Here is a 13,063-nt window from a genome sequence, read left to right as displayed (position 1 = left end):
CGATTTACTTGAATGGGATGCCCGGGGATTCAAGTCAACGTGAATGGACGGACGATCCGCCGCGGAAAGAAGAAACGCCCTCGTGGGAGGGCGTTCGAGGGGCGGAAGCCGGTGCGGAGACGGTGGGATTTGAACCCACGGTACCCAATAAAGGGTACTCCACCTTAGCAGGGTGGTGCACTAGGCCGAACTATGCGACGTCTCCTCGGCGCTGCCGGTGAGCGAGCGCCTTGGCCATCATAGCCGATGTGCGCGAACGAAATCGGCAGTCTCCGTGGCGGCGGTGGCGAGGTGCTCGGCGTGGGTGTGGCCCGAGATCTTCACGCGCGGCTTGAACTCGTGCTCGCCGTCGTCGAGCCAGGAGACACGGATGCTCGGCGACAGCGCATAGCCCGGAACCTGCTCGACGGTGCCGAACGGGTCGCGGGTGCCCTGGAGGATGAGGGTGGGGGTGCGGAGTTCGGCGAGGTGGGCGGTGCGGAGCTTCTCGGGAGCTCCGGGCGGGTGGAACGGGTAGCCGAGGCAGACGAGCGAGGTGACGGGGCCGGTTCCGTCGGCGGAGAGCTCGTCGGCGACGAGGCTGGCGACGCGGCCGCCCATCGACTTGCCGCCGATCGCGACGCGCGCAGCGCCACCGCTGCCGCTGCCGCCGCCGCTGCCGCCGTCGCCGCCGAGCGCGTCGACCACCGCCCCCACCGCATCCCGGTACTCCCCCATCAGGGTCTCGGCCTTCGGCGGCGGCTTGCGCGCCCCCGCGCGCCTGGCCGCCATGTACCCGAACTCGAACCGGGCCGTACGCACCCCGCGCTCAGCGAGCGAGTCGCAGAAGCGGGTCATCCACTCCGAGTCCATCGCCGCGCCCGCCCCGTGGGCGAGCACCAGGACGGGGGCGTCGGGCGGACCGGTCCACAGCAGTTCGGGCATCCCCCGAGCGTAGCCGCCCGAACCCGAGCGACCGGCGCGAGCCGCGCGACCCACCCCGACCTCCGCGCAACCACGCCCCCGGCACCGGCGCCTCGAACAACCAGCGCACCGGGATGATGCGCCGACCGTGGGCCAGCAGCGTGCATCCGGCCAGAGCAGCCAGCAGCATCCACACCGCCACGCTGGTGGGATCGGGCGACGCGTCATCGGGGATGATCTTCAGCACGACGACCATCAGCGGGAAGTGCGCCACGTAGTACACGATCGAGTTGCGTCCGGCGAAGCGCAGCGGGTCGAGCAGGGCCAGCCCGTCGGTCTTGCGCAGCCAGGCGATGGCGGCGACGATGCCGGCGAGGCTGAACGGCACGAACCACACCACCGCGTTCACCGGCGCGAAGACGATGTACACCCCGAAGGCGACGGCGATCGCGCTGAGCGGGATGACCACCCAGCGCCGCTCGGTGAGCGCGTCGAGCAACCGTGGCCGCAGCGCCACGAGATTGCCGAGGAAGAAGAAGCCCGCATAGAACAGCAGGTTGTGCACCAGCCCGGGCTCGACGACGGCGGCGACCGCCCACAGCGCGACCGGCGGCAGCCACGGCGGCAGCACCGCGAACAGCGGCGCCACCGCGTAGTAGACGATGAGGAAGAACAGGAACCAGAGGTAGCCGGTCGAGATCCACGCCCTCACGTCGTCGATGGGGTACGCCGCCCCGAACTGCACGATGTGGAGGGCGGCCCACACCAGGTAGGGCCACACCACGAACACCAGCTTGCCGAGGTAGTAGCGGCCGAGCCCCTTGGCGAGCGACCGCGGCAGCAGCATGCCGGCGAGCAGCATGAGCGCGGGCATGCGGAACGGCAGGAAGAAGTCGTTCACGTTGACGAGGAACGGCGGGATGTCCCAGCCCAGCAGCTCGAGCAGCCCAGGCGCGTGGTAGACGACCACGAGCAGCACCGCGGCGCCCCGCAGCGTGTCCATCCACTGAACGCGCGGGGCGGGGGTGGAGGTCATCGTTCAACCCAACCCCATCGGGCGCCGGGTCACAAATCCCAGCGGGGGTCTCGTTACGGGTTGCCGACCGAGCAGGTGTAGTCGGCGGCGGTCTGGCCCTTGACGCTGTCGGGCAGCACGGTGACTCCGGATGCTGTGGTGCCGTCGGCGGGCGCGGCCGGGTCGACGGGGGCGTCGGGGTCGACGGGGCCAGCCGGGTCGGTGCCGTCGGTGGGTGCCGCGGGGTCGGCCGCAGCATCCGTCGGCGTTGCAGGATCGGCGGTGACGGGCGCGTTCGGGTCGATGACCGACGCGATGCCGCCGGGAGCCGCCACCGCGACCGGCTGGTCGGCCTGGATCGCCGCGAACAGGATGCCGGCCGCCTCGGTGTCGGGCGCGACCTTGCCCTCGGGAACCCAGTCGGCGTAGTAGTTCGGGTAGGCGACGAAGGTGACCTTCGAGAGGTCCATGTCTTTCAGCGAGAGCGCGATCGACACCATCGTGTCGGGCGACGCGAGCCTCTGCGAGAGGATCATGTTGCTCGCCGCCGCCTTCGCCAGCCCGTACAGCTTGCCGAAGTCGGTGAGGGTCGAGTCGCTCTTCACGGTGCGCACGAGTGACGACAGGAACACCTGCTGCGACGAGATGCGCCCGATGTCGCTGCCGTCGCCGACGCCGTGGCGGGTGCGGAGGAAGCCGAGCGCATCCGCACCCATCAGCGGGTGCGTGCCGGGCTCGAGGTAGACGCCGGTGAAGGGGTCGTCGATCACCTCGGAGACGCACACCGGCACGCCGCCGAGCGCGTTCGACATCTCGATGACGCCGTTGAACTGGATCTCGGCGGCGAACGGGATGCTGAGCCCCGACAGCGCCTCGACGGTCAGCACCGTGCAGGCGAGGCCGCCCTGCGAGAGCGACTCGTTGATGGGAGCCGTGTAGCCGCCGCCCTCGGGGCACTCGGGGATGTCGACGATGAGGTCGCGCGGAAAGCTCACGACCGTGGCGTTCGAGTGGTCTTCGGAGATGTGCAGCAGCATCGTGACGTCGTTGAGCTCGCCGCCCTCGTCTTCACCGTAGGCGTCGCCCTGGTTGGTGCGGCTGTCGCTGCCGACGAGCAGCAGGTTGACGCCGCCGTCGATGGCCGAGATCTCGGGTGGCGCGTCGCCTCCCGCCGCGATGACCGCCGCCGCCTCGTCGTCGGAGGCGAGGGTGACGGTGGTGATGGAGGCGGCGACGTCCCAGGCGGCGTAGGCGCCGATCGACGCGCCGCTCACGGCGACGACGGCCAGCGCGACGGCGACGAAGCCCGCGACGGCGCGGAACGGGTGCGGCGACGACTGGCGGCCATGGCGGGCCAGCGGCGTCGGTCTCGCTGTCGTGCGGCTGATCGTCGTCCCCCGTTCGCCGTTGTCTCGCTTCGATTGTCGCAGGGACGCGCGGCGGTGAGCGGCTCTGGGGCGCGCAATCGTCACCCCAGAAGGGGGCACGTGACAACCCCCGCGGCGCCGTCTATTATTCAAGTAGTTGGTTGATAAAGGGACGGGTTGAATGGATAAGGACGCGGAGCTGGACCGGGCGTTCGCCGCTCTCGCCGACCCCGTGCGACGCGCCATCGTCGCGCGTCTGAGTCGCGGGCCGGCCACGGTCAACGAACTGGCGGAGCCGTTCAGCATCTCGGTTCAGGCCGTGTCGAAGCACATCCAGGTGCTCGAGGCGGCCGGGCTCGTCACCCGCACCCGTGAGGCGCAGCGGCGGCCCGTGCACCTCGCGCCCGAGGCCCTCGAGCGGCTCACCGGCTGGATCGACGGCTATCGCTTGGCTCACGAGCAGCGGTTCCGTCGGCTCGACGCCGTGCTTCGAAACGATAAGGAGAAAGAATCATGAGCAACCCCGTCACCATCACCGCCCCCGAAGGGCTGCCGTTCATCGAGATCGTGCGCGAGTTCGACGCCCCGGTGGATGCGGTCTTCAACGCCTATGCCGATCCCGAGCTGGTGCGGCAGTGGGTCGGCCCGAACGGCTACGAAACCACCATCGACGTCTACTCGCTGGAGTCAGGCGGGCGCTGGCGCTACGTGCAGCGCAACCCCGCGGGCGACGAGTTCGCGTTCAACGGGGTGTTCCACCGGGTCGTGCCGGGCGTGGAGATCGTGCAGACCTTCGAGTGGGAGGGCCTGCCCGAGTTCGTCTCGATCGAACGGATGCTGTTCACAGCGCTCGACGGCGGGCGCACCCGCGTGTCGGGCTGGAGCGTCTTCCCGAGCGTGGACTCGCGCGACGGCATGGTGCAGAACGGCATGGAACACGGCGTCGTCGAGGGCTACGAGCGCCTGGACGCGCTGCTCGCGGGCTGAGGCGCGGGCTCGCGCCCACGTGACGGCGAGCTCGGGCTATCCTCGGCGCCACTGTCGACGCCTCTCTTGGCGCTCCCGCGCCGAACTCTTGGTCGCGCAAAGTGCTCGCTCAGCGCGGTTTGGCAGCACTTTCTGCGACCAACACACGCCGCGCACGAGAGACACCCCCGCGCACTCGTGGCGGAGGGCTAGGGATTCGAACCCTAGAAGGCTTTAACACCTCACCAGTTTTCAAGACTGGCTCCATCGGCCGCTCGGACAGCCCTCCCGATCAGCCGCCCCGACGGGCGACGATCACGGTCGAGTGTACAGGGCGTGCCGAATCGGGCGCACCGTGCCCGGCGCAGGGCCGGGTCGGGAGGGCGGGCGCGCAGGGCTAGAGGGTGGCGAGGGCGGCGGCGACGCCGTCGGCGTCGAGGGTGGAGGTGGTTTCGGTGGAGGCGGCGATGACGTCGTCGGGGGCCTGGCCCATGGCGACGGCGCGGCCCTCGGCACCGGCCCAGCGGAACATGTCGACGTCGTTGCGGCCGTCGCCGATGGCCATGACGTGGCTACGCGGGATGCCCAGGTGCTCGCGCACGCGCTCGAGACCCGTTGCCTTGTTCACGCCGTCGGGGGCGATATCGAGCCAGGCCGTCCATCCGATGGAGTAGCTCACCCGGTGCAGTCCCATGCGGTCGACGACGGCGAGGAAGTCTTCCATGTCGTGATCGGGCGAGATGACGACGACGCGGGTCGCCTCGATGCCGAGCAACTCCTCGAACGCGACCTGGCGGTTGCCGGCACCGAGCACCGACTCGGGGAACTTCTCGGTGTAGAGGAAGTGACCGTGCGCGTCTTCGACCGCGAACAGGGCGTCGGCGAGGTGCGACCTGATGGTCGTGAGCACCGGGCCCGGATCGAAGATCTCGACGTGCTCCTGCCGGTATCCGAGCGGGGCGTCGGGGTCGCGCTTCATGGTGATGGCGCCGTTCGCGCACACCACGTACTCGGGTGCGATGTCGAGCAGCTGCAGCACTGGGAGGGTCGACGAGACCGAGCGCCCGGTGGCGAGCATGACCTCGTTGCCCTCGGCGACCACGCGCCGCACCTCGGCACCGACGATGTCGCTCAGCGACCCGTCTTCGTGTAGCACGGTGCCGTCGATGTCGAGCGCAACCAGCCACCGCTGCGCGGAGTCGGCGGGCGCAGCATCGGCACGCGCGGCGTCGGCGGGCGCAGCGTCGGATGCGCCGTCGGAGCGCCCGGCGTCGACAGCCTCACGGTCGAGGTCGACGGATGCGCGGCCCGCGGCACTCGCATCCGTCACGTCGCCGCTCACGGCGCCTCGATGATCTCGGTGCCGCCGAGGTAGGGACGCAGCACCTCGGGGATGACCACCGACCCGTCGGCCTGCTGGTGCGTCTCGAGCAGCGCGACGATCCACCGCGTGGTGGCGAGGGTGCCGTTGAGGGTGGCGACCGGCGCGGTCTTGCCCGACTCGGTGCGGTAGCGGGTGTCGAGCCGGCGCGCCTGGTAGGTGGTGCAGTTCGAGGTGGAGGTGAGCTCGCGGTAGGTCTCCTGCGACGGCACCCACGCCTCGGTGTCGAACTTGCGCGCCGCGCTCGAGCCGAGGTCTCCGGCGGCGACGTCGATGACCCGGTAGCTGAGGCCGAGGTCGGTGAGCATGCCCTCCTGGTACCCGAGGAGCGCCTCGTGCTCGGCCTCGGCGTTCTCGGGCAGCACGTAACTGAACATCTCGAGCTTGTTGAACTGATGCACGCGCAGGATGCCCCGGGTGTCTTTGCCGTGCGACCCCGCCTCCCGTCGGTAGCAGGTCGACCAGCCGGCGTAGCGCTTCGACCCGTTCGACAGGTCGAGGATCTCACCCATGTGGAACCCGGCCAGCGCCACCTCGCTCGTGCCGGTGAGGAAGAGCTCGTCGGACTCGAGGTAGTAGACCTCGTCGGCGTGCTCGCCGAGGAAGCCCGTGCCGTCCATGGTTTCGGGGCGCACCAGGGTGGGCGTAATGAGGGGCGTGAAGCCTGCGGCGAGCGCCCGGTCGAGCGCGAGGTTCATGAGCGCCAGCTCGAGGCGCGCACCCATGCCGGTGAGGAAGTAGAACCGTGCCCCCGACACCTTGGCGCCGCGCGCGAGGTCGAACAGCTGGAGCGTCTCGCCGAGCTCGACGTGGTCGCGCGGGGTGAAGTCGAACTCGGGGCGGGTGCCGACCTCGCGCAGGGTGACGAAGTTCTCCTCCCCACCCTCGGGAACGCCGTCGATGACGATGTTCTGAATCTGGCGGGCCGTCTCGGCGAAGGCGTTCTCCGCATCCGTCGCGCGCTGGTTCGCCGTCTTCACGCGCGCGGCGAGCTCTTGGGCCTGGGCGACGAGCGCCTTCTTCTCCTCCTTGGGAGCAGCGGCGACCTGCTTGCTGAACGCGTTCTGCTCGGCGCGCAGCGACTCGAACTCGCCGATGGCGCTGCGGCGCTCGGTGTCGGCCTCGAGCGCGGCGTCGACGAGGGCGAGCGAGGAGCCCCGGGCGCGCTGCGAATTCCTGACGACATCGGGCTGTTCACGCAAGAGGACGGGATCGATCACGCCGTCCATCTTAGTTGGGGCCCTCTGACAGCCGGAGCCGGTACGGTGACCTTGTGGATGAGCATTCGCACGCGGGGGCTGGGGAGAAGTCACCTCGCGATGGGGGCGGCGACAGCGCGGGCGTCGAGGCTGCCGGCGCGAGCTCGCGCGAGCAGGGTGCGGGCGTCGAGGCGGCGGGCACCCGCGCGGGCACGGGCATCCGCGTCGCCGGTGCCCACGGCGCAACCCCCGACACCGCCCTCCGGCACGCGGCCATCGTCGTGAACCCCGTCAAGGTCGACGCCGCCAAGCTCCGGATGCTCGTGAGCGCCGCCGAGAAGGCCGCCGGCTGGGGCGAGACCCGCTGGTACGAGACGACCGTCGACGACGCCGGGGCGGAGGTGACGCGCCAGGCGGTGGCGGCAGGAGCATCCGTCGTCATGGCAGCGGGCGGCGACGGCACCGTGCGCGCGGTCGCCGAAGGGCTGCGTGGATCGGCGACGGCCCTCGGCCTGCTGCCCGTCGGCACCGGCAACCTGCTCGCCCGCAACCTCGGGCTCAACCTCACGAACGTCGAGCAGGCCATCGGCACCGTGTTCGGCGGCGTCGACCGCGCCATCGACGTGGGCGTCTCGGTGTTCACGCGGGAGAACGGCGACGTCGACGAGAACGTGTTCATCGTGATGGCGGGGCTCGGCCTCGACGCGAAGATGATCGCGAAGACCAACACGCAGCTGAAGAAGAGGGTGGGCTGGCTGGCCTACGTCGACGGCATCGGGCGGGCGCTGCCCGAGCTGAAGCCCGTGAAACTGCGGTTCAGGGTCGACGGCGGGCCGTGGAAGTCGACGAGCGCGCACACGGTGATCGTGGGGAACTGCGGGGTGCTGCCGGGGGGCATCCTGCTCATTCCCGATGCGAAGCCTGACGACGGGCTGCTCGACATCGTGGCGCTGCGGCCCGAGGGGCCGTTCGGGTGGCTGAAGGTGTGGAACAAGATCGCGTTCGAGAACGGGGTGCTGCGGCGGTCGGCGGCCGGGCGGCGCATCATCGACCTCAACAACGACGTGCGCTCGGTGCGCTACAGCACGGCGCGCGAGTTCGAGTTGACGCTCGACGGGCACGAGGACATCCAGCTCGACGGTGATGCGTGGGGGCGCGCGAGCGCGGTGCACACGTGGGTGGAGCCGGGGGCGCTGCTGGTGCGGGTGCCGCGGGGCTGAGGGTCGGGTCCGCACGTTTCTGACGGACAAAGTCCGTGAAGACGTGGGTTATGACGGACTTTGTCCGTCAGAACGTGGCGACGCCGGGGGGGGGTGGCGGGGTCGGGAGCCGGGTAGGTCGGCGGATGCGCGGGGCGGGGCGGGAGGGAGCATCCGCTGGGCTGTGACGGGTTGGTCAGCGGGAGCGGCGGCCCTTGCCTCGGGGGGTGGGGCGGGTGCGGCCGGGTTGGGCGCGCTTCTTCGAAGAGGCACCGCCGCCGCCCGCGCGGGACTTCGCGGCGCGGGCCTCGGCGGCCTTCTCCTTGGCCGCGGCGGTGGGTTTGCGGGCCTTCTCGCGTTCGATGGCGGCGACGGTGTCGGCGCCGCGGGTGCTGTTGGCGGTGCGTCCGCGAACGATGCCCATGAACTCGTCGACGAGCGCCTCCCGTTCGGGTTCGAGATCGGCCCGCCAGACCAGGGCGACCCGGCGCTCGTGCGCCTCCGACCCGTCGCCCACCAGCTCGCGCGCCACCACGTCGCGCCGGGAGTAGAGCCTCGCCACCGGCTTGGGGGCGATGACGAAGCCGACGCCGGCGGAGACGAGTTCCATCGCATCCGTGCCGCCGGATGCACCCGCAGCGATCTCGAGGTAGCTCACGCCAGGCCGGCCCTTGGCTTCGTCGAGGCGGCCCAGCTCGGCGATCTCGGCAAGGGAGATGCTCTCGACGAGGGCGATCTCGTGGTCTTTGGGCACGACGACGACGGGCTGCTCGGTGTAGAGGGGGATGGCGTGGAGGCGGGGTGCGGTGGGTGCCGTTCCTTCTCCGTCGGGGAGGGGGAGACGGATGAGCGCGACGTCGGCGTCGTCGTTCTGCAGGGCAGTGACGGCGAGGGAGGTGGCGTCGGGCAGCGAGTCGAGGGGTGTGATGGCGAGGGGCACGTCGGGGAGGCGGTCTTCCCAGATGCGGAACCACTTGGCCGGGGTGACGCCGGGGGCGAAGGTGACGCGGAGGGGGCGGGGCTGGGGGTGCGGCTGCGGCGTGTCCATCGACGTCCTCCTGCCTTTTCCACAACGGTCTGCGGAGACGATCTTCTCCACAGTTCGGCCCCCTCAGAGTAGCCGGGACACCTCGCCGGTTAGTCTGTGCACATGAACGCCGAGAAGACACCGCAGACCATGAAGCCCACCACCGCGGCCAAGAAGCTCGGCATCTACCTGCCCGCCGCGCCGGCTGAGTTCCAGGAGGCTCCGGTGTCGCGGTCGACGCTCAACGAACTGCTCGAGTCGCCTCCGGAGTGGTTGGTCGAGCTGCGGCGCACGGGACCGCACCCGCGCGATATCGTCGCCCGCAAGCTCGGGGTGTCGATCTCGGGCCTGGCGCGCGCCGGGGTCACGGAGGCCCTCACCACCGACGAGATCACGGCGCTGCTGCAGTCCCCGCCCGAGTGGCTCGTGAACGAGCGCCGCATCCAGGCCGAGGTGCGCGCCGAGAACCGCCGCGTCAAAGACGTCAAACTCGGCAAGGCCGCCGCCGCAGCCGACCGCGCCGCCGACGCCTGACCCGACCTCCACCGCCCACGCGGTCTCGCGCGCGCCGCGCGCCGCGCGTCGCCCGCGGTGAGCGCTGCGCCAGCCGCGGGGCGGGCGGCGGGGGATTCGGAGGGGACGTTCAGGGGTGGGGCGGTGGCCGTTCGGCGGGGGGCGGCGTAGGGTCCGGGGCATGAGCGTCTCCTCGATGCGCACCACGTCGTCCCGGCAGGTCAGGCCGGCGGTCGCGGACTGGATCCGCACCCAGCGCTGGTACTCCAGCCACACGAACGAACCCTCGTTCACCCGCGTCGGACTCTGGTCGCTCACCGACCACCGCCACCAGGTCGACCTCGAGGTGCACCTCGTGCTCGACGAGTCGGCCCCCTCCCCCACGCTCTACCAGGTGCCCCTCTCGTTCAGGTCGGCACCCCTGCTCGGCGGCGACCGCGCCCTCGTCGAACGCGCCACGGTCGACGGGGAGACCGTGTACATCTACGACGCACCGCACGACCCCGCCTTCGCCCGCGCCCTCCTCGCCCTCATGCTCGACGACGACTCCGCCCCCGGCGAGCTCGCCGACGAGGTCGAGGTCGAAGGCCACCACGCCCTCACCAGCACCGAGGTGCGCGTCGCCGACTCCCACGTTCTGCGCGGTGAGCAGTCGAACACCTCCATCGTCTACGAACTCGTGCACCCCAACGGCAAACCGGCCGGGCCCGTGATCTGCAAGGTCTTCCGCGCCCTGAGCGACGGCGCCAACCCCGACGTGACGGTGCAATCGGCCCTCTCCGACGCCGGGTCGCGACTCGTGCCCCGGACCGTCGGAAACCTCAGCGGCCGGTGGGGTGACCCGCGTGTGGAGGGTGGGCGCGCATCCGGTCATCTGGCGTTCGCGCAGGAGTTCATCCCCGAGGTCGAAGACGCCTGGCGGGTGGCGTTGCGCGCCGCCGAGGCGGGCGAGTCGTTCTCGGCGCTCGCCTTCGCCCTGGGTGAGGCGACCGCGCAGGTACACGTCGAGCTCTCCCGGCTGTTTCCCGCGCGCGAGGCGACCCGCGGCGACATCGACGGCATCCTGGGGAGCATGCGGCTGCGGGCCGCCCAGGCCTATGCCGATGTGCCGGCGCTCGCGACCGAGCGCGAGGCCGTCGACGAGGTGTTCGGGATGGCGGAGCGGGCGAGTTGGCCGGCGTTCCAGCGCATCCACGGCGACTACCACCTCGGGCAGGTGCTCGCGGTGCCGGGGCGAGGGTGGGTGCTGCTCGACTTCGAGGGCGAGCCGCTGCGTCCGCTCGCCGAGCGCAGCGAACCGGATGTGACGCTCCGCGACGTGGCCGGCATGCTGCGCTCCTTCGACTACGTCGCGGGGTCGCTGGCCGGCACCGCCAACGCCGAACGGGCGCGCGAGTGGGCGCACGAGGCGCGCGACGCGTTCATCGACGGGTACAGCTCACGATCGGGCGTCGAGCTGCGTGCCCAGCGCGCCCTCCTCGACGCCTTCGAACTCGACAAGGCGCTCTACGAGGTGGGCTACGAGTCGCGCAACCGCCCCGACTGGCTCCCCATCCCCACGAGCGCCATCCGCCACCTCGCCCACCGCCCCCGCGCCTGAGCTGCGCTAGGACGGGCGGCCCCGCGCTCGCGCCCGCGCTCCGGGGCAGCCCCCGCACCTGACCCACGCCCGCGCCCGACCCGCCCGGACTACGCGGCGGAGGCCGCGAGCCACTCGGTGAGGTAAGTGGCGACCCCGTGGGAGTGGTGGGTGGACGTGTGGTGGGCGGTGGCGGCGAGCACTTCGGGCCGGGCGTTGGCGACGGCGACGGGCGTGCCGACGACCTCGAAGGCGGGGAGGTCGTTGTGGTTGTCACCGAAGAACACGCAGTCGGCGAGGGGCACGCCGAGGTGCGCGGCGACGGTCGCGACGCCCGTGCCCTTCGAGCACCCCGCAGCCGCGATCTCGAGGTACGTGGGCTTCGAGCGGTAGCCGACGGCGTCGGGCAGCGACGCCACCAACGCCTCGATCTCGTCGACCGCGGACACCTCCCCCATGCACATCACCTTGTGCGGCGGCGACGCGTCGAGCGTGCCCGACGACCGGTACCACGCCGCGTCCTCCGCCCGCGGCGTCACCTTGGTGTTCGCGGTCTCCCGCGCCGCCCAGCGGTCGTCGGCCCAGGCGAACCAGTCGTCGCCCGAGTAGAAGCTGCCGTGCACCCCGAGCCGAGAGCACGCGTCGAAGATCGCGAGGGCGTCGGATGCGGTGAGCCGCACATCTGCCGCCACGGTTCCGTCGTCGAGCAGCACCAGCCCGCCGTTGTAGGCGATCAGCGGAAAAGGCACAGCCAGGTCAGAAGACCCCGCCCACGGCTCCTGCAGCAACCGCATCGACGCAGGCGGCCGCGACGAACACAGCACGAACGGGAAGCCCGCGGTGATCACCCGCTGGATCGCGGAAACCGTGACAGCAGACACCTCACGGTCAGCCCCCAGCAACGTCCCATCGATGTCCGAGAAGAACGCGGCCCTCAACCCTCGAACCCCCCGAGCCCCTCCGGCTCCCCCGCGATCAACCCCCGCAGCCAGTCCCGCGCCTCGATGAACACCTCGTTGTCGTAGCGCGCCACGTACTCCACCTGCGCCTTGTCGGCCCGCGGGTACGAACCGAGGAAGATGACCTTCGGGCTGAACCTGCGCACGCCGAGCAGCGCATCCGCCACCCGCTCGTCGGTGATGTGCCCGTCGGCATCGATGACGAAGCGGTACCGCCCGAGCGCGTCGCCGATGGGCCGTGACTGCAGCAGCGACAGGTTGACGCCGCGGGTCGAGAACTGCTCGAGCAGCTCGAGCAGCGCACCCGCCCGGTCGGAGGGCAGCTCGGCGATGATGCTCGTCTTGTCGGCCCCGGTGGCGGCCGGCAGGGTCGTGCCCCGCGACACCAGCACGAACCGGGTGACGGCGTTGGCGTTGTCGCTGATGCCGGTGGCGAGCACCTCGAAGTCGCCCTGCCCCACGATCTGCGGCGGCGCGACCGCGGCGTCGGCGTGCTCGTTCTCGAACAGCGACAGCGCCGCCGCCACGTTCGACGACGACGGGATGTGCCCGTGCGAGGGCACGTGCGTGTCGAGCCACCGCCTGGTCTGCGCGTAGGCGACCGGATGCGCGTTGACGACCCGAACATCCGCCAGCGTCGTTCCCGGCCGCGCCACCAGCACGAACTGCACCTGCACGAGGTACTCGCCGACGATGCGGAGGCCCGGGATGTTCGCGAGCGCGTCGAGCGTGGCCGTCACCCCGCCCTCGATGGAGTTCTCGATGGCGATCATGGCGGCGGTCGATCGGCCGGAGACCACGTCGTCGAGGGCCTCGCCCACGTTGTTCACCGAGCGCCAGGGCTTGCCCGCCGCCTCGGGCACCTGCGCGAGCGCGGCTTCGGTGAAGGTGCCGGAGGGCCCCAGGTAGCTGTAGGTCTCTGACATACCCTGAGCCTAGCGAGCGTGCCAGACTT

Annotated in this window: 13 protein-coding genes and 2 tRNA genes; 5 read left to right on the top strand and 10 right to left on the bottom strand. The window is 70.9% G+C overall.

Annotated elements, in window-relative coordinates; translation table 11 throughout:
* Positions 1 to 114: 114 nt before the first annotated feature.
* From HL652_RS20570 to HL652_RS20555, 4 genes are all read right to left on the bottom strand, one after another.
* Positions 115 to 205, bottom strand: a tRNA-Ser gene (locus tag HL652_RS20570).
* A 32-nt stretch (positions 206 to 237) separates the two neighbouring features.
* Entirely contained in the window at positions 238 to 924 is a 687-nt protein-coding gene (locus HL652_RS20565) for an alpha/beta family hydrolase (protein WP_171707030.1), read from the bottom strand.
* Positions 809 to 1,939: an acyltransferase family protein gene (locus HL652_RS20560; RefSeq protein ID WP_171707029.1), complete on the bottom strand. Its 1,131-nt coding sequence runs from the start codon at positions 1,937 to 1,939 to the stop codon at positions 809 to 811. The genes HL652_RS20565 and HL652_RS20560 overlap by 116 nt, the downstream gene beginning before the upstream one ends.
* A 53-nt stretch (positions 1,940 to 1,992) precedes the next feature.
* Complete coding sequence (locus HL652_RS20555) at positions 1,993 to 3,390, bottom strand: LCP family protein (protein WP_253743524.1); 1,398 nt, start codon at positions 3,388 to 3,390, stop codon at positions 1,993 to 1,995.
* A 76-nt stretch (positions 3,391 to 3,466) separates the two neighbouring features.
* Between HL652_RS20555 and HL652_RS20550 the strand changes: the two genes are divergently transcribed.
* Entirely contained in the window at positions 3,467 to 3,802 is a 336-nt protein-coding gene (locus tag HL652_RS20550) for an ArsR/SmtB family transcription factor (RefSeq protein ID WP_171707027.1), read from the top strand.
* Positions 3,799 to 4,272 carry an SRPBCC family protein gene (locus HL652_RS20545; protein ID WP_171707026.1) on the top strand — a complete coding sequence of 158 codons (474 nt, stop codon included), beginning with the start codon at positions 3,799 to 3,801 and terminating at the stop codon, positions 4,270 to 4,272. Before HL652_RS20550 ends, HL652_RS20545 begins: the two co-directional genes overlap by 4 nt.
* 178 nt (positions 4,273 to 4,450) lie before the next feature.
* Here HL652_RS20545 and HL652_RS20540 read toward each other — a convergent pair.
* The 3 genes from HL652_RS20540 to serS form a co-directional block, all read right to left on the bottom strand.
* Positions 4,451 to 4,540: transfer RNA gene (locus HL652_RS20540), tRNA-Ser, on the bottom strand.
* 108 nt (positions 4,541 to 4,648) lie between these two features.
* Positions 4,649 to 5,434, bottom strand: coding sequence for an HAD family hydrolase (locus HL652_RS20535; RefSeq protein ID WP_216604121.1), 786 nt, complete (start codon positions 5,432 to 5,434; stop codon positions 4,649 to 4,651).
* A gap of 155 nt (positions 5,435 to 5,589) precedes the next feature.
* The gene (gene serS, locus HL652_RS20530; protein WP_171707025.1) at positions 5,590 to 6,852 is read right to left on the bottom strand and encodes a serine--tRNA ligase; all 1,263 of its coding nucleotides are present in this window, start codon (positions 6,850 to 6,852) and stop codon (positions 5,590 to 5,592) included.
* Positions 6,853 to 6,905: 53 nt separating this feature from the next.
* On the opposite strand from serS, the gene HL652_RS20525 reads away from it, so the two are divergent.
* On the top strand, positions 6,906 to 8,051 hold the full coding sequence (locus HL652_RS20525; protein WP_253743522.1) for a diacylglycerol/lipid kinase family protein: 1,146 nt from the start codon (positions 6,906 to 6,908) through the stop codon (positions 8,049 to 8,051).
* A gap of 175 nt (positions 8,052 to 8,226) precedes the next feature.
* On the opposite strand, the gene HL652_RS20520 is transcribed toward HL652_RS20525, so the two are convergent.
* The gene (locus tag HL652_RS20520; RefSeq protein WP_171707024.1) at positions 8,227 to 9,078 is read right to left on the bottom strand and encodes a LysR family transcriptional regulator substrate-binding protein; all 852 of its coding nucleotides are present in this window, start codon (positions 9,076 to 9,078) and stop codon (positions 8,227 to 8,229) included.
* A gap of 102 nt (positions 9,079 to 9,180) precedes the next feature.
* On the opposite strand from HL652_RS20520, the gene HL652_RS20515 reads away from it, so the two are divergent.
* Both HL652_RS20515 and HL652_RS20510 read left to right on the top strand, forming a co-directional pair.
* Positions 9,181 to 9,591, top strand: coding sequence for a DUF5997 family protein (locus tag HL652_RS20515; RefSeq protein ID WP_171707023.1), 411 nt, complete (start codon positions 9,181 to 9,183; stop codon positions 9,589 to 9,591).
* Positions 9,592 to 9,751: 160 nt separating this feature from the next.
* Positions 9,752 to 11,170: a maltokinase N-terminal cap-like domain-containing protein gene (locus HL652_RS20510; RefSeq protein WP_171707022.1), complete on the top strand. Its 1,419-nt coding sequence runs from the start codon at positions 9,752 to 9,754 to the stop codon at positions 11,168 to 11,170.
* Between the two features lie 89 nt (positions 11,171 to 11,259).
* Here HL652_RS20510 and HL652_RS20505 read toward each other — a convergent pair whose 3' ends face one another.
* Both HL652_RS20505 and pheA read right to left on the bottom strand, forming a co-directional pair.
* The gene (locus tag HL652_RS20505; RefSeq protein WP_253743520.1) at positions 11,260 to 12,030 is read right to left on the bottom strand and encodes an HAD-IIB family hydrolase; all 771 of its coding nucleotides are present in this window, start codon (positions 12,028 to 12,030) and stop codon (positions 11,260 to 11,262) included.
* A 53-nt stretch (positions 12,031 to 12,083) separates the two neighbouring features.
* On the bottom strand, positions 12,084 to 13,034 hold the full coding sequence (gene pheA, locus HL652_RS20500) for a prephenate dehydratase (protein ID WP_171707020.1): 951 nt from the start codon (positions 13,032 to 13,034) through the stop codon (positions 12,084 to 12,086).
* Between the last annotated feature and the right edge of the window lie 29 nt (positions 13,035 to 13,063).

The organism is Herbiconiux sp. SALV-R1, assembly GCF_013113715.1.
Lineage (GTDB): Bacteria > Actinomycetota > Actinomycetes > Actinomycetales > Microbacteriaceae > Herbiconiux.
This window is presented reverse-complemented; position numbering and strand designations above follow the sequence as displayed.